Below are 15,418 nucleotides of genomic sequence, written 5' to 3'. Positions count from 1 at the left end.
TGCGTTCCTGCCGTGAGTGACGGTAGGCTTGCGCCGGAATGAACGACGTCCAGCGATTCGGGCCATACCGCGTCCTGCGGGACATCGGCGAAGGCGGCATGGGGCGCGTCTCGCTCGCGGAGCGCGAGGGCTGGGAAGCGCCGGTCGTCCTCAAGCGCATCCACTCCGAGCACGCCGCCGACGTCCGCTTCCGCCGCCGCCTGCTGCGGGAGGCGGAGGTCGCCGCCGGACTGCATCACGTCAACGTGGTGCGCGTGCTGGAGACGGGCGTCATCGACGACCAGGTGTACCTGTCCATGGAGTACGTCGCGGGCTCCAGCCTCGCGCATGTCCATGCGGCCAGCCGGCCGGAGCTGCTGCCGCTGGGCCCCATCCTGGATGCCATTGCCCAGGCGTGTGACGGACTCGCGTACGTGCACCGCTTCGTCAACCCGGAGTCGGGCAAGTGGATGGAGCTCATCCACCGCGACGTGTCCCTGGACAACCTTCTCCTGTCCTACACCGGCACGGTGAAGATCGCGGACTTCGGCATCGTGAAGACGTCCGAAGGCACGCAGACGACGTCCGGCGTGGTGATGGGGAAGCTGGCGTACATGTCCCCGGAGCAGATCCGCGACGACGTCCTGGACGCGCGCGCGGACCTGTACTCGCTGGGCGTCTGTCTTTATGAGCTGCTCGCCGGACGCCGTCCATTCCCCATCCAGCGCGGCCGTTCGGTGATGGAGTCGGTGCTGTATGACGCTCCGCCGCCGCTCACGCCGCAGCGTCCGGGGATTCCCGCGTCGCTGGTGTCGCTGGTGGAAGCGCTGCTCGCCAAGGACCGCCAGGGCAGGCCCACGGAGGCCACCGCGGTGGCGAAGGAGCTCCGCGCGGAGCTGGCCCGGCTGGGCGAGTCCCCGCTCTTCCCGTCCCGGCTGATGGAGCCCCCGACCGGCGTCCCGGCGAAGCCCCGGAGGCTCCGCCCGGCCCTGCCCGAGCCGCCCTCTCCCGAGCCCACGGAGGTGATGAAGCCGGAGGCGCTGCCCACCCTGCCCCTGGAGCCCGCGCCCCCACAACATTCGGAGGTGCCGACCCAGGCGCTGAGGCCGCGGCGCCCCGTGTCCCAGCCGCCGGAGCCCGCTCCCGTGAAGGAGCAGGCCCGGCTCCCGGAACCCGTGAAGCGGTTCCGGTCCTCCGAGGAGCCGCCACCGTCCCCACAGGCGCCGTGGCTCAAGTGGGTGGCCGTGTCCGTGGCGGGGAGCCTGCTCGCCGCGGCGGCCTGGTGGTGGAGCTGATCAGCAGCCGCAGGTCCCGCTGAAGGCGTACTGATATTGATATTCCGTGTGCGTGTAGGTGCCGGACGCGTCGAAGCACACGCGATAGCTGGACTGCAGGTTGGACAGGCCCGGCTTGCCGCGCTGGTAGGGATAGCTGCCATCGTCACACGGCGGAGGGAGGGTCTCGGGCCCGCCCCCACCCGCGAGGGAACGGGTATTGACCGCCATCGGATCACCCTCGCAATACCAGTAGTAGCCACAGGTGCGGTTGTCCGTACAAATCTGCTCGCCCGTGTTGCTCCACTCGGACCAGGTCGCGCACGAGCCGAGCGCGGCCTCCGCCGTGGCGAGCGACGCCTCCTCGGCCGCGGCCTCCTCGGCCGTCATGGGCCCCCCACACGCAGTCAACGCCAGACCCGTGCAGACGCCTACGACGCGCAGCAATGAAAATCCAGACATGATGGGGACTCCTTGTCCGAGGGGGCACCGTCATGGCGCCCGGCCATCAGACAGGAATTCACATTAGACAATCCCGGCATGCCAGACCAGCACAGGCCTTTCAACAGCCCTCCGACAAGACCCGTCCGTTCAAAAGGCGGCAAATCCATCGGCCTGCAATCCATTGCTTCATGACTCCATGATTGCGCCACGTCGATTTGCCGCCCTGCACAATGCCTTTCTTGACGCCGTCCGCCAGCGTCAGCAGTTGATGCAACTGCTGGCGTAGTTCCGGTATTGATATTCCGTGTGCGTGTAGTTGAGGGCCTCGTCGTAGCAAGCCCGGTACTGGAACTGGTAACGCATCATGCCGGAATTGACGTACGGGACGGCCACCTGGCCCGCGGGGCACACCGGCGGCCTCTGCTGGGGTCCATCATCGAGGGACGGAGCGTCGTCCGCCTTCAGCCTCGGCTCACAAACCCAGGTGGTCCCACAGTCTGGATTGGACAAACACCTGACCACACCGGTGTCACTCCATCCCACCCAATCGCCACACGTGATCAGCGCGGCCTCCGAGGTGGCCAGCGTCGTCTCCCCGGCGGTGGCCTCCTCGTGCGTCATCGCTCCACCGCACGCCGTCAATGCCAGCCCCGTGCACAGCAGCAACGCGACTCCAGGCTTCATGGATGACTCCCTGGTCCGAGGAGGACGCCGGCATGGCGCCCGGCCTTCCGACAAGGCCTCATGTTAGGCAATCCGGATTTCCCAGACAATTCCATGTCTTCACGGCAATTCCGTCAATAACGGCCAAATCCAATGACTGTGAGACTCAGCGACTGGCAATCCATTGCTTCACCTGTGCCAGCTCGCGTCGCATCATGGAGCCGCCCTGGGTGAAGCCTTCCTCGGCCTTCTTCGCGAGCGTCATCGCCCGTGCATGCTCCGCCGGCTGACTCCAGAGCGCCTGCGCGAGCGCGAAGTGCGTCATCGCCGCGTCCATCGGGTTCCAGCCCAGCGGCGCCAGCACCCGCTCCGACGTCTCCAGCAAGTCACGCGCGCTGTCGCCCTGCCCCAGCAGGAAGTACGCGAGCCCCAGCGCCGTGCGGCTGTGGATGGTCCGCGCATGGTCCGCGCCCAGCGCGCGCGACTTGGACTCCAGCGCCGCGCGCAAGAGCGGCACCGCTTCCTTCGGACGGCCCTGCGCCACCATCAACCGCCCCACGTCCTCCTCCAGGGTCTCCACCGCGAACTCGTCCGGCGGCAGCACCTTGCGCTGGAGCGCCAGTCCTTCCTGGAAGTGCGCGAGCGCGTCCGCGTCCCGCTCCAGACGCTCCTCCGCGCCCGCCAGGGCCTTCAGCGAATCAATTGCCTCGCGGCTCTCCGCGCCAAAGCCCTGACGCATGCCCTCCAGCGCCTGCCGGTGCAGCGCGAGCGCCCGGTCCGGCGCACCCAACGACTCCTGCACCAGCGCGATGTCGTGGAGCAGCAGCAATGTCTGGGAATTGAGCGGCCCCAGCGTCTGCTGCCGCAGCGTGTACGCGCGCTGCAACCACTCCAGCGCCTTGGGCAGGTTTCCCGCATCCTGCTCCGCGAAGCCCAGGTTGATGAGCGGGCCCACGAGCAGCGGATGCACCGGCCCCAGCCGCTCCTCGTAGATGGCGAGCGCCTTCTGGTACAGCGCGGTGCCCTCCGCCCTCCTGCCCTGGCGCAGCATCACCATGCCCAGGTTGTTGTAGACCTTCGCGGTGTCCACGTGCATGGGCCCCAGGGTGCGCTCGCGCAGCGCCAGGGCCCGCGTGTAGTGCTCCGCCGCCGCGTCGAGCGCTGCCTCGTTCATCGCGAGGATGCCCTCGTGGTTGGCGAGCCGCCCCTCCAGGTCCGGCGCGGAGCCCAGCCGTTCGATGAGCGCGTGCGCCTGGGCGCTCCACAGGTGGGCCTCGGGGAACCACTCGGGGTCCCCGCTCAGCCCGAGCACCAGCTCCGTGGCCACCTGGAGCGCCACTTCGTCATGCCGTCCCGCCGTGGCGGCGGCCATGGCCTCGTGCCACGTGGCCCGCGCGTCGCGCGACTGGCTCATGCGGTGGTGCGCCCAGCCCAGCGCGTGGAGCGCCTCCGCCTCCACCGGCCGGTAGTGCGTCGCGTGCGCCGCCTCCACGGCCGCCCTGGCCACGGGCACCGCCTGCGAGTAGCGGCCCGTGTCGAGCAGCGCCTGCGCATGCGCCACGTCCTGGCGCACCGCCTCCACGCGGGCGCGCGCCGTCGGGTCCTCCGGAGGCGGTACCGTGGCGGACAGCGCCTCCACGTTCGCGCAGCCGGACACGCCACGCAGCGAGTCCACTGCTTCCGCGCTGCGCTGCACCAGCGCCACATCCGCGTGCGCCAGCTCCGTGCTCAGCGCGTCCACCGCGCGCAGGCGCCGGTCCAGGCACGACATGCGCAGCGCGAGGTGCGCCTCCGGCTGCTCTCCCGTCACGCGCGTGGCCTCGCAGGCCTGGCGGTGCATGCGGCTCCACTCCGACGCGTACGCATCCAGCGCGCGCTCCACCCGCTCGAATGCACCGTCCGCGTCGCTCGCGCCGCTCTTCTCGAAGGCCTCCGCCACCGCCGCCTTCTGCGCGGGGCCCCACACGCGGGCGAACAGCTTGGGCGCGCCGCTGCACGGCGTGGGACGCACCCACGCCACGCCCACGCCCAGGAAGAGCCCGGCCACCACCGCGATGGAGCGGCCCGCGAGCTTCTTGCGTCCCGCCTCCGGGTCGCGCTCCAGCGCCGCCAGCAGCGCCTCCATGGACGCGAAGCGCTGCTCCGGCGCCACCGCCAGGCCTTGCGCCAGCACGCGGTGCACCCAGCCTGGAACGGACGGATGCGCGGGCGGCTCCAGCTCCACCCGGGGCACCACCGCGCCCTGGGGCGCCCGCTGCGAATCCAGCAGGGTGACGGCCATGCGCCGCAGCGTCCCCTCCTCGAAGGGGCGCTGGCCGGTGAGCGCTTCGTAGACGGACACGCAATAGCTGAACTGGTCCGCTCTCGCGTCCGGGCCCCGCCCCGCGTACTGCTCCGGCGCCATGTACGCGGGCGTCCCCACCAGCGCGCCCGTCGCCGTGAGGCGCGTGTCGAGCGGCCCCTCCAACAGCGCCGCCGGAGGCACCGCGGGCCCGGCCTCCGTGCCCACGCCCGCGTCGGACGCGATGCCGAAGTCCGTCACCCAGACGCCGCCGTCCCGGCCCAGGAGCACGTTGTCTGGCTTGAAGTCGCGGTGCACCAACCCCGCCGCGTGCGCCGCCGCGAGCCCCTGCCCCATCGCCCGGCACACCGCCAGCACCTGTCTTTGGGGATGCGGTCCCTCGCGCAGCCACTGCCGCAGCGTGCCGCCCTCCACCCGCGCCATGGCGATGAACACCCGTCCGTCGTGCGTGCCCACGTCATGCACCGTGAGCACGTTCGGATGGGACAGGCGCGCCATGGCCTGGGCCTCGCGCACCAGCCGCAGCGCGCGGGCGTCCTCCTCCTCGTCCGGCAGACGCCGCTCGTGCAGCAGCTTGATGGCGACGGTGCGGCGCAGCTCCGGGTCGAAGGCTTCAAAGACTTCGCCCATGCCGCCCTTGCCCAGCCGCGCCAGCAAGACATAGCGGCCCACGCGCGTCGCGTGGAGCGGACGCTCCGGCGCGCTGGAGTCACCCGTCGGGTGGCCTGTATTCGGCGCCTGGGAACCGGTGTCTTCAGTAGGCCGGGAGGTCTTCATCACTCCCAGCCTACCCCGAACCCGCCTTTCCCCATTATCCGCGCCTGCCTACCTGCTCCGGGTTGTGGCTGTCACAATGGCCAATGGCAGACATTGCACAGCGGGCGCGTGCGTGGGCATGGGCGGTTGGTTATAGCGGCGCCCATGCCCACCCTCCTCCTCAGCGCCAGGGACCTGCGCGGCCTCTACACCGTCGAGCTCGGACTGGAAGCCGTCGAGCGTGCCTTCCTGGCCCATGGCCGCGGCGACGCGCTCATGCCTCCCAAGGTGTACCTGTCCCTGCCGAAGCACGACGGCGACTTCCGCGCCATGCCCGCGTTCCTCGACGGCGCGGCCGGCGTGAAGTGGGTCAACGCCCATCCCCAGAACCCGCGCAAGCACGGGCTGCCCACGGTGCGCGCCGTGTATGTGCTCAGCGATCCGGACACCGCGTCCCCGCTGGCCATCCTGGACGGAACTCTGCTCACCGCATGGCGCACCGGCGCCGCTGGCGGCATCGCGTCCAAGTATCTGGCCAGGAAGCAGCCCCGCACGCTGGGGCTCGTGGGCTGCGGCGTGCAGGCGCGCGTCCTCATCGACGCGCACCGCGCCCTGTTCGGGGATCTGGAGCTGCTGCTCGCGGACGTGTCCGCCCCCGCCGCGGAGGCCCTCCAGAAGGAGAAGGGCGGCCGCGTGGTGAGCCTCCAGGAGGCCTCCGGCGCGGACATCGTCTGCTCCGCCACGCCCGCGCGCGCCCCGGTGGTCCGCCGTGAATGGGTCCAGGCCGGCGCCCACATCAACGCCATGGGCGCGGATGCCCCCGGCAAGCAGGAGCTGGACCCGCGCCTGCTCGTCGAAGGGCGCGTCTTCATCGACGACCCGGATCAGGCGCTCCACTCCGGCGAGGTCAACGTCCCGCTGCACGACGGGCTCATCCAGGCCGAGCAGCTCGCCGGCACCCTGGGAGAGGTCATCGCCGGCCGCAAACCCGGCCGCACCGGCACCGAGGTCACCGTCTTCGACTCCACCGGCCTCGCCGTACAGGACGTGGCCCTGGCCCGCGCGCTCTACGACGTCGCCCTGGCGAAGGGCGTGGGGCAGAAGTTCGCTTTGGTCGACGAAGCCTGATGCCCGTATCCCACCCGGTACGTCCTCCCCGCGGGGACGACCCCGGGGGACACACGGGTGCGGCGCTGTGAGGAAAAAAGAGAGCGCTCGCCGGCACCTTGGAGTTTTACCGGCGAGCGCCCCGGGCCTCGTGCCGACTGGCAGGGCCTCGTAAAGTCGCGGCGGATGTGGAGCGGCCCTCGGGCCTGTCCACGCCACCTTCATGTTTCCTGCCGTCCGCCCCGCGTCCCGTGTTCCGGGCCCCGCGCTCGGCGTCCGTTTCCTTCAAAAACCCCTGCGTTCCAGCGGTGATTCCTGCCCCGTCTGATCCGCCACACCCAGGGTGAGCACGCTTGCCTCTTCCGGCAATGCCCGAGGCGCCATTACCACGCCTTGCCCATCAATCTCCACGAAAATCGAGCTATTCCCATCTATAACCTGCACACACGCAGGGCCTGCGGGAAAGCCGCCTCCCCATTTCTACGAACGCGCCCGCCCCCAATTGCTGAGGACGGGCGTGGATTATCCGGATCGGTCTGACACTTCCCTGCCCCGGGGGGCGGGTTTCAGCCTGGGGGCAGTCCTGCCACCTGGCGGTACAGCGCGTCATGCCGGCGCACCATCTTCTCCAGGGACAGCTCGCGGGCGACGAAGCCCCGGGCGGCCTTGCCCATCTTGTGGGCCTCCTGGGGGTTGGCCAGCAGCCGGCGGAAGGCCTGGGCCAGCTGGGCGGGCCGCTCCGGCTCCACCACCAGGCCCCGCTCGCCGTCCTGGATGAGGTCCGGATTGCCGCCCACCCGGGTCACCACCATGGGCAGCCCGGCCGCCATGCCCTCCATCACCGCGTTGGACATGCCCTCCGCCGTGGAGCACAGGACGCCGAAGGTGGCCTGCCCGTAGAGGGCCGGCACGTCCGTGCGGTGTTTGAGGAAGTGCACCCCGTCCGCCACCCCCAGTTCGTGCGCCATCTTCTCCAGCGCCGGCCGGCGGGGCCCGTCCCCCACGAACCACGCGTTCAGCTTCGTCCCCTCATGACGCAGCATGGCAAGGGCGAGCAGCAGGTCCTCCTGCCGCTTCACGGGGTGGTTCATGTTGGCCACGTGGATGACCGTGGGCGCGCCGCGGGTGTCGGGCAGCGTGTCCTTGAGCCCCTCCGCCGCTCTCGCGTCGAAGCGCTGGAGGTCCAGGCCGTTGTGGATGACGGAGATGCGCGATTCGGGCAGCCCCTCCTCGTGGATGAGCAGCTGGCGGATGGCCTCCGCGTTGGCGATGACGTGATCCGCCATGCGCGTCATCTGCGCGTGCAGCAGGCGGCGGGCCTTGCCCTGCCAGTGGGACAGGTCCAACCGGCCGACGATGACCTTCGCGCCCGCGAGCTTCGCGGCCGGCACCGCGATGATGCTGGAGTAGAAGTCGTGCACGTGCACCAACTGCACGCGGTTCGCCTTGAGCCACCGGGACATCCGGTGGATCTGCATCAGCGTGTTGGGCTGCACGAGCGAGCCCTTGAGGGAGAACACCTCCGGCGCGTGCCCCAGCTTCCAGACCGAACCCATCAAGGGCCCGGCGTCCTCCAACACAGACACCTGCAACTGATAGCTGGAGGGCAGGCCTCGCAGCAGCTCCAGCACCTGGACCTCGGTGCCGCCAATGTGGAACGACCGGGTGAACTGCACCAGACGGAGGGGCTCCTGCCCCAGCCGCGCATCCTCACGCCGCATGCCCAGACCCCTCCCACGTGGCCACCGGCGAAGGGTTCATCGCCGGCTGCCTCCCCACCGCCAGGGCGCGCTCCCGTGCCTGCGCGATGCGATGCGCGCTCGCGGCCAGGCCGAAGAGCACGTAGCAATGCGCGGACAGGATGTAGCCCGAGAACAAATCACAGACGAGGTAGCCCGCCACGGACGCCAGGAGGGCGCGTGCCAGCCATCCCATCTCCGGGTCCGAGGACGCGGCCGCCGCCCCACCCACGGCCCCCCCCGAGAACACCAGGAAGCACAGGAGGCCAATCCACCCGAGCTCCCCGATGACGTCGAGGAAGATGTTGTGCGCCACGTAGGCGCGGTGCGCCTCCGGCGGCGCGTACTGGAACCAGGCGTAGCGGAAGCCGCCCGCGCCCACGCCGAGCAGCGGCTTGTCCAGGCTCATGCGGCTGGCCACCTGCCACGCGTAGACGCGGCCCATGGCGGACGCGTCCTCGTGGAACGACGCCACCGTCTCGTTGCGCTGCCAGAAGCTCTTGGGCGCGAACACCGCCAGGCCCGCGACGAACACCGTGCCCAGCACGATGGCCTGCATGCGGCGCTTCTCACGGATGGCCCACATGGCCATCGCCAGGGACAGGCCGATGAAGCCGCCGCGCGAGTGCGACAGCACGATGGCGATGACCGCCAGCACCGCGGACGCCGCGCACAGCAGGCGGAACACCCACGGGGTGCTCTTGCGCGCGATGAACGCCACCGCGAGCGGCACCACCAGCACCATGTTCATGGCCATGTGGTTGGGGTCCGCGTACACGCCGACCCAGCGCGAACGGAAGCCCTCCACCATGTTCTCGCCGACGATGTACCAGTTGATGACGCCAATGGACGTCACGATGGCGCCCAGCACCATGGCGCCGCACACCACCGCCAGCCGCTTGGGCGTGGTGATGACGTTGACGAGCGTCAGGTAGATGGCCGTGAGCTTGAGCAGCTCCACGCCCTGGAAGCGCGTCACCTCCGGGTTCACGCTCCACGCCACCGAGCAGAACGCCAGCGACGAGAACGCCAAGAGCGCGATGCCCCGCGCGCCGTCGAAGAAGATGGGCTCCGCCCTGCCGATGCGGCGCATCACCATCAGGCCCGCGCCCAACCCTGAAGTCAGCAGCGCGAGCCGCAGCGGCTCCAGCGCGGGGATCCACTCACCCGGCACCGCGTACATCACCGCCGCGAACCCCGCGAGCATGTAGAAAGCCAGTACGTCGCGACGCTGCTCCACCGCGCCCGGTCCCATGTACGCCACCCCTTCGCTGTCGGTCGCTCGTCCCGTCACACGCGTGCCCCTGGCCCTCGTGGAATTCCGTTGCCGTGCGCGAACCACGGTTCGCGAACAGCTAGCGGGCGAGGGGCAAAGCAGCGCGCGTGCCAGAGGATGGCAACGCGGGAGGCCTGTATCTTCGGGAGGTTGCGCGCCCGCCCGCGACCGCCGGGCCGGGCAAGGCTGAAAAACCTACGGGACCGGAGCGCTCTCCATCGGTAGGACCGCGGAGGCGATCAGGTCCAGGCGCCCCTCGCGCAGCCACGCCGGCCCCAGCTCCGACAAAAGGCGCGCCAGCGTGACGTTCACCACCCGACGCAGCTCCTCGCGCGCCGCTTCCGGCACCTCGGGCGAAAGCGCCGCCACCGCGCGCTCCGCCGCGCTCGGGCGCAGGCGGGGCGCCTCCGGGGTGCCTTCGAAGAGGCGCTGGCCCAGCTCCACCGTGCGCCCCAGCGGCACGGGCCGCACGTCCACGCGCTCCTCCAGCACGGCCATGCCCACCACGGCCGCCCACAGCCGCTCCACGCCCAGCACGTCCAGCGACACGCCGAAGCGCGCCAGCACGGTGTGCGCCGCGTCCTCGGAGCCGCCCAGGAGCGCGCCCAGCGCCGCCACCTGGCCCTCCGCGCGCGCGAGCAGCGCCTCCGAACCGGCCACCTCCCGCAGCGAACGGAACGGGACGGCTTCCGCGCCTGGGACGCGCAGCGCCCTGCGGGGACGCTTGCGGCGCAGGGCCTCCAGCGCGGCGGCCTCCTCCGGGAGCACCAGCGGCACGTCGTCCAGCTTCACGAAGGGCACCTTGAAGAGGCGGTCCGCGCGGTACTTGAGCTGGAGCGTCAGCGTGAAGCCCACCTGGAAGACGCGGCGCAGGGGCGTGTCGCGCAGCGCCTCCGGGGCCTTCGCCGGGTCGCCGCCCGTCAGGTGCTCCAGGCCCAGAGACAGGTAGTCGCGCACCCACTCGCCCACGCGGCGCACGGCGTCCAGGTCGCCCGGGTCGCACAGCTCCGCGACGAGGACGGCGTTGGCCACCTCGCGCAGCTCGTCCTCCGCGTTCATCCGCTCCACGTCGGACAGGTCCCGGAAGGCCGCCTCCAGGTAGTCCACGTGGCCGCCGGCGGCGGTGAGCGCGGGCGTCCCCGGTCCGGTGGGGCGCGGCGGCACGTCCACGCGGCTGAAGAGCGCGAGCGCGTCCTCCAGCGACGGGAAGCCCAGGTCGGACAGGCGCGCGCGGCGGAACTGGAACGCGGTCTCCTCCAGCTCGGAGGGGATCTCCCAGCGCACCGCTTCGAAGAGGCGCACCGCTTCGAAGGGGTTCTCCGCGATCAGATCATTGAGGAGCGCGCGCATGGCGGACATCTCGATGCCCTCCACCTTCAGCTCCACCAGGTAGCGGCCCTCCGGGGTCTCCAGCGTCACGCCCTGCGGGTTGACGTCCGGGTTCTCCTCCAGGTCGTGGACGACGGTGAACTCCTTGAGGAGCGTCTCCACCACCTCCAGGTCCACCGCGTGCACCTTGCGCAGGAAGTCCTCCTGCTCGTCGCCGCGCGCGGCGCGCAGCCAGGTGAGGACGGCGTGCGGGTCCAGCTTGTCCTTCGCCCAGCCGCCCAGGTCCACGAAGGTGCGGAACTGCGCGGGCGACGCCAGCTGCACGAGCTCCGTCATGTCCGCCAGCCCCACCTCCTGGATGGTGACGTAGAGGTCCTCCGCGGGCAGCGAGCGCACCAGCGCGGGCGTGTCCTCCGCGTCGTAGAGCGCCGCCACCCGCTGGCGCGGGGACAGGCGCATCAACCGCTGACGCTCCTCGCGAGGCGCGAGGGGCGAAACACCACCGTTCGTCTTGCCGTTCTGGGACACGGCGGGGGTGCTACCACAGCGGGAGCGGCCCCGGCAGCCTCAGACGCGGGTGGCCTTGCCGAAGGTGTCCAGCAGCGTGCCCCACACGTCCTCCACGCCCAGCTTCTCCGTGGAGGAGAACGGGATGACCGCCTCGCGGGGCAGCTCCAGCTGCTCCGCCAGCTTGTGCAGCCGGGGCTTGCGCTGCGCCTTCGTCAGCCGGTCCACCTTGGTGGCCACGACGAGGATGCGGCGGTTGTGCTCCTGGAGGTAGTCCAGCGTCTGCAGGTCCTCCGGCGTGGGCCCCACCTCCGCGTCGATGATGCTCACCACCACCTCCAACCGGTGCCGGTTCTTGAGGTAGGAGGTGATCATCGCCTGCCACTGGGCCTTGTCCGCCTTGCTCGCCTTGGCGAAGCCGTAGCCGGGCAGGTCCGCCAGGCGCACCGTGTGGCGCACGCCGTCGCGGTCCAGGTCCACGTCGAAGAAGTTGAGCGTGCGGGTGCGCCCCGGCGTGTTGGACACGCGCACCAGCTTCCGCCGGTTCGTCAGGGCGTTGATCATGGACGACTTGCCGACGTTGGAGCGGCCCACGAAGGCCACCTCCGCGGCGTGGTCCGTGGGCAGCCCCTTGAGCTCCACGGCGGTGGTGACGAAACGGGAGTCGAGGATCTTGATCAAGCGGAGGTCACTTACTTCTTCGCCGTGGCCGGAGCCGGCGTGGAGGGGGCCGCGTCCGCGCGGGTCTGCTTGCGGGCGCGTTCGGCGGACCAGTGGTCGATGGCCTTCAGCGCTTCCTTGAAGTCGAACGGGCGCAGGGACGGCGAGGACGCGTCATGGCAGGTGCGGCACTGCTTCTCCGACGGGTCCACCAGCCCCACCAGCCGCGCCAACTCCGGGTCCTTCATCACATAGGACGGCGAGTAGTACTGCCCGCCGCCATGGCACGTCTCACAGGTGACGGCCGCCAGCTGCTGCTCGGCCTGGTCCGGCGCGTGGCAGGACAGACACCGCGCGTCCTTCTTCTGGGTGTCCGCCAGCGTCTCCGTCGCCCGGGCGTGCTTGGACTTCATCCACGCGTCGTACGCCTCCGGGTGGCAGCCCTTGCAGCTGTCGGGGCCCGTGAAGTCCGCGGCGCCGGCGAGGCCGCCGGAGACGGCGAGCAGGAGGGCGGAAAAGACCCGGAAGGCACGAGAAGACATGCCTTGAGCACGTAGCAGAGGCCCCTGGAGGGGGCAAGGCGTCTCGTTCGTGATTGAATACCGGGTGGACAGGTGCGTGGCTTGAGGTAACGGACCTTGAGGCGCGCCTGCCTGATCCGCTAGGGAGGAGTCGAGATGCGGACCCCCGTGATTGCCGTCCTGTTCGCCGTTGCCGTCGCTGTCGTCTCCCTGCCTGCTTCCGCCAAGCCGTGGCAGGGCATCGAGCCCGGGAGCTCCAAGAAGGAGGAGGTCCTGAAGAAGTTCGGGGAGCCTTCCCGGACCATGAGCCAGGACGGCAAGGAGATATTGGCCTACTTCGCCAAGGAGGCCATCAAGGGCACCACCCAGGCCCAGTTCAAGGTGGACCCGGCCACGCAGCTGGTGGAGCGCATCGACGTGTTCCCCGGGCCCGTCATCGAGAAGGACACCATCGAGAACAGCTACGGCCCCGCGTGCCCGGCCGGCGCCATGCCCGCCACGCCCTGCTACCTGCGCAAGCTGACGGACGACTTCCGCACCTACTTCCTCTACGTGAAGCTGGGCGTGGCCATCTTCTTCAACGAGGACGGCAAGACGGTGCAGTCCTTCGTCTTCACCACGCCCAAGGCCGCGAAGTAGCCCGTGCACGTCTTCGGCCTGACGGGCGGCATCGCCTCCGGCAAGAGCACCGTGAGCCGGATGCTGCGGGAGCTGGGCGCGCGCGTGCTGGACGCGGACGTGCTCGCCCGCGAGGTGGTGGAGCCCGGCACCCCCGGCCTGAAGCGCATCGATGAGCGCTTCCCCGGCGTGGTGGGCCCCGACGGCCGCCTGGACCGGGTGAAGCTGGGCGCGCACATCTTCGCGAACGCCCAGGAGCGGGCCGCCCTCAACGCCATCGTGCACCCGGAGGTGCGCGCCCTCTTCCTCCAGAAGCTCCAGGCGCTGGAGGCCGAAGGCGTCACCCACGCCGTCTACGACGTGCCGCTGCTCATCGAAACGGGCCTGCACACGGCCATGGAGGGCGTGGCCGTGGTGTGGGTGCCGCGCGAGGTGCAGAAGGCGCGGCTGATGACCCGCGACGGGCTCACCGCGGACCAGGCGGAGGCGCGGCTCGGGGCGCAGATGCCGCTGGACGACAAGCGCGCGCACGCGACGTGGGTCATCGACAACAGCGGAACCCCGGAGGCCACCCGTCCCCAGGTGGAAGCGGTGTGGCGGGCGATGCTCGCGCAAGGCTGACGGGCGGTTATGCTGCGCCGCGCATGAGCGAGACGTCGAAGACGCGGCAGGGCCCTGGCACCTACTTCATCACCGGCTACCCGGGCTTCATCGGCAAGCGGCTGGTGGAGCACATCGCGCGGGAGGACCCGAAGGGGCACATCTACGCGCTGGTGCAGCCCAAGGCCTTCAAGGAGGCGCAGGCGCTCGCGGCGAAGGTGAAGGGCGCGCGCGTGGAGCTGCTCACCGGTGACGCGGTGGACATGCACCTGGGCCTGTCCGGCGAGGAGTACCAGCGCCTGTGCGAGCGGGTGACGGACATCTTCCACCTGGCCGCCGTGTCGCAATTGGGGGTCCCCAAGGAGACCGCGTGGCGCGTGAACGTGGACGGCACGCGCAACCTGCTGGAGCTGGCGCGCGACTGCGAGAACCTCTCCCGCTTCAGCCACTTCTCCACCTGCTACGTGTCCGGCGACCGCGTGGGCGTCATCGCCGAGGACGAGCTGGACCGGGGCCAGTCCTTCCGCAACGCCTATGAGGAGACGAAGTTCCAGGCGGAGCGGCTGGTGCAGCGCGCCTCCGCCACCCTCCCGGTCACCATCTTCCGTCCGTCCAGCGTGGTGGGCGACTCGCGCACGGGCGAAATCGATCGCTTCGAGGGCCCCTACTACCTGGGCATCCTGCTCGTCACCTCCCCGCTGGTGGTGCCGCTGCCCCTGCCGGGCAACGGCGTGGCGCCGCTCAACGTCGTGCCGGTGGACTTCGTGGTGGAGGCGGTGTGGCGCCTGTCGCGTGACGCAAGAGCGAAGGGGCGCACCTTCCACCTGGTGGACCCCAACCCCATGAGCGCGCGGCGCGTGTACGAGCTCATCGCGGAGAAGTCCCACAAGCGGCTGCCGCGCTTCAACCTGTCCGCGCGCGCCGCGGACGTGATGCTGCGGCTGCCCGTGCTGGAGAAGCTGGCCCGGCCCCAGCGCGCCGCCATCAGCTACGTGAACCACCTGGCCATCTACAACTGCCACAACACGCTGGAGCTGCTCGACGGCACCGGCGTGCGCTGCCCGCCGCTGTCGTCGTACCTGGATCAGCTCGTCGCCTACGTGCGTGAACAGTACAAGCAGCGCAAGGAGGGCGCGGAGATCGAGGACCCGCTGGACCACGGTCCCCTGCCCTCTTCGGATGACGCCGCGCCGCCGCCGCGCTCGCGCCGCTGAGCAGGGTTTGGGTCCGCAGGCAAGGGGCGGCGCGGCACGTGTTTCACGCTCGCGTCCGCCTGGCTGCTACGGCTTATTCCAGACTGCCAATTGTTACTGGGTTGCTAACGCAAAGTTACGCGGGCCCCCTCTTTTCAACGAAACAGTGTCCTGGTTAGCATGCGCTCCCACTGAAGCCGGCGCGGTGAAGACAACCGCGCCTGGAAGAGTGGGTTGGAGAGCAGCGCTTGCCGGAGACCGTTGACAGTCGATTCGGATGGGCCGCCCCGGGTTCGGGTGTGGCGCCCCGGCTGTCCAGCCTGTCGCGGCGCTGCGCCCCCGCCCTGAGCGCCTCGCGCGTCCCGCCTTTCCACGCTGAGAGCCCCGCGCACGCCGCCCATGCGACCTGGGGCGTTGGGCAGCGTTTCCTATCGGGCTGTCGTCCACCCG

13 protein-coding genes are annotated in these 15,418 nt (G+C 70.3%); 5 read left to right on the top strand and 8 right to left on the bottom strand.

Annotated elements, in window-relative coordinates; translation table 11 throughout:
- Window positions 1–38: 38 nt before the first annotated feature.
- A complete protein-coding gene (locus tag JYJ93_RS17945; RefSeq protein ID WP_206792906.1) occupies window positions 39–1,274 on the top strand; it encodes a serine/threonine-protein kinase in 1,236 nt (411 codons plus the stop codon).
- On the opposite strand, the gene JYJ93_RS17940 is transcribed toward JYJ93_RS17945, so the two are convergent.
- The 3 genes from JYJ93_RS17940 to JYJ93_RS17930 all read right to left on the bottom strand — a co-directional run bounded on the left by JYJ93_RS17940 (window position 1,275) and on the right by JYJ93_RS17930 (window position 5,439).
- Window positions 1,275–1,643 carry a hypothetical protein gene (locus JYJ93_RS17940; protein WP_242543848.1) on the bottom strand — a complete coding sequence of 123 codons (369 nt, stop codon included), beginning with the start codon at window positions 1,641–1,643 and terminating at the stop codon, window positions 1,275–1,277. It abuts the gene before it with no gap.
- A gap of 312 nt (window positions 1,644–1,955) precedes the next feature.
- A complete protein-coding gene (locus JYJ93_RS17935; protein ID WP_206792903.1) occupies window positions 1,956–2,381 on the bottom strand; it encodes a hypothetical protein in 426 nt (141 codons plus the stop codon).
- Window positions 2,382–2,526: 145 nt separating this feature from the next.
- Entirely contained in the window at window positions 2,527–5,439 is a 2,913-nt protein-coding gene (locus JYJ93_RS17930) for a serine/threonine-protein kinase (RefSeq protein ID WP_206792901.1), read from the bottom strand.
- Between the two features lie 144 nt (window positions 5,440–5,583).
- Here JYJ93_RS17930 and JYJ93_RS17925 point away from each other — a divergent pair, with 144 nt between their 5' ends.
- The gene (locus JYJ93_RS17925) at window positions 5,584–6,546 is read left to right on the top strand and encodes an ornithine cyclodeaminase family protein (protein ID WP_206792899.1); all 963 of its coding nucleotides are present in this window, start codon (window positions 5,584–5,586) and stop codon (window positions 6,544–6,546) included.
- Between the two features lie 545 nt (window positions 6,547–7,091).
- Here JYJ93_RS17925 and JYJ93_RS17920 read toward each other — a convergent pair.
- The 5 genes from JYJ93_RS17920 to JYJ93_RS17900 form a co-directional block, all read right to left on the bottom strand.
- Window positions 7,092–8,246, bottom strand: a complete 1,155-nt coding sequence (locus JYJ93_RS17920) for a glycosyltransferase (RefSeq protein WP_206792897.1) — start codon at window positions 8,244–8,246, stop codon at window positions 7,092–7,094.
- The gene (locus JYJ93_RS17915) at window positions 8,236–9,519 is read right to left on the bottom strand and encodes an O-antigen ligase family protein (protein WP_206800354.1); all 1,284 of its coding nucleotides are present in this window, start codon (window positions 9,517–9,519) and stop codon (window positions 8,236–8,238) included. Before JYJ93_RS17915 ends, JYJ93_RS17920 begins: the two co-directional genes overlap by 11 nt.
- Before the next feature lie 216 nt (window positions 9,520–9,735).
- Entirely contained in the window at window positions 9,736–11,397 is a 1,662-nt protein-coding gene (locus JYJ93_RS17910) for a DUF6178 family protein (protein ID WP_206792896.1), read from the bottom strand.
- A 39-nt stretch (window positions 11,398–11,436) separates the two neighbouring features.
- On the bottom strand, window positions 11,437–12,057 hold the full coding sequence (gene yihA / locus JYJ93_RS17905; protein WP_206792894.1) for a ribosome biogenesis GTP-binding protein YihA/YsxC: 621 nt from the start codon (window positions 12,055–12,057) through the stop codon (window positions 11,437–11,439).
- Window positions 12,058–12,068: 11 nt separating this feature from the next.
- Entirely contained in the window at window positions 12,069–12,578 is a 510-nt protein-coding gene (locus JYJ93_RS17900) for a multiheme c-type cytochrome (protein WP_206792892.1), read from the bottom strand.
- Between the two features lie 135 nt (window positions 12,579–12,713).
- Between JYJ93_RS17900 and JYJ93_RS17895 the strand changes: the two genes are divergently transcribed.
- The 3 genes from JYJ93_RS17895 to JYJ93_RS17885 are packed head-to-tail and all read left to right on the top strand — an operon-like array spanning window position 12,714 to window position 14,989.
- Entirely contained in the window at window positions 12,714–13,196 is a 483-nt protein-coding gene (locus tag JYJ93_RS17895) for a hypothetical protein (protein WP_206792890.1), read from the top strand.
- A gap of 3 nt (window positions 13,197–13,199) precedes the next feature.
- Complete coding sequence (gene coaE / locus JYJ93_RS17890) at window positions 13,200–13,796, top strand: dephospho-CoA kinase (RefSeq protein ID WP_206792888.1); 597 nt, start codon at window positions 13,200–13,202, stop codon at window positions 13,794–13,796.
- A gap of 23 nt (window positions 13,797–13,819) precedes the next feature.
- Entirely contained in the window at window positions 13,820–14,989 is a 1,170-nt protein-coding gene (locus JYJ93_RS17885; protein ID WP_206792886.1) for an SDR family oxidoreductase, read from the top strand.
- Window positions 14,990–15,418: the final 429 nt, after the last annotated feature.

This window comes from Corallococcus sp. NCSPR001, from assembly GCF_017309135.1.
Lineage (GTDB): Bacteria > Myxococcota > Myxococcia > Myxococcales > Myxococcaceae > Corallococcus.
Note: the sequence above shows the minus strand (reverse complement) of the source record. Positions and strands in the feature narration are given on the sequence as shown.

What these genes read in the sequence shown, in the direction of transcription:
- JYJ93_RS17945 (WP_206792906.1), top strand. Translation starts at nt 39, where the DNA reads ATGAACGACGTCCAGCGATTCGGGCCATACCGCGTCCTGCGGGACATC.
- JYJ93_RS17940 (WP_242543848.1), bottom strand. Translation starts at nt 1,643, where the DNA reads ATGACGGCCGAGGAGGCCGCGGCCGAGGAGGCGTCGCTCGCCACGGCG.
- JYJ93_RS17935 (WP_206792903.1), bottom strand. Translation starts at nt 2,381, where the DNA reads ATGAAGCCTGGAGTCGCGTTGCTGCTGTGCACGGGGCTGGCATTGACG.
- JYJ93_RS17930 (WP_206792901.1), bottom strand. Translation starts at nt 5,439, where the DNA reads ATGAAGACCTCCCGGCCTACTGAAGACACCGGTTCCCAGGCGCCGAAT.
- JYJ93_RS17925 (WP_206792899.1), top strand. Translation starts at nt 5,584, where the DNA reads ATGCCCACCCTCCTCCTCAGCGCCAGGGACCTGCGCGGCCTCTACACC.
- JYJ93_RS17920 (WP_206792897.1), bottom strand. Translation starts at nt 8,246, where the DNA reads ATGCGGCGTGAGGATGCGCGGCTGGGGCAGGAGCCCCTCCGTCTGGTG.
- JYJ93_RS17915 (WP_206800354.1), bottom strand. Translation starts at nt 9,519, where the DNA reads ATGGGACCGGGCGCGGTGGAGCAGCGTCGCGACGTACTGGCTTTCTAC.
- JYJ93_RS17900 (WP_206792892.1), bottom strand. Translation starts at nt 12,578, where the DNA reads ATGTCTTCTCGTGCCTTCCGGGTCTTTTCCGCCCTCCTGCTCGCCGTC.
- JYJ93_RS17895 (WP_206792890.1), top strand. Translation starts at nt 12,714, where the DNA reads ATGCGGACCCCCGTGATTGCCGTCCTGTTCGCCGTTGCCGTCGCTGTC.
- JYJ93_RS17885 (WP_206792886.1), top strand. Translation starts at nt 13,820, where the DNA reads ATGAGCGAGACGTCGAAGACGCGGCAGGGCCCTGGCACCTACTTCATC.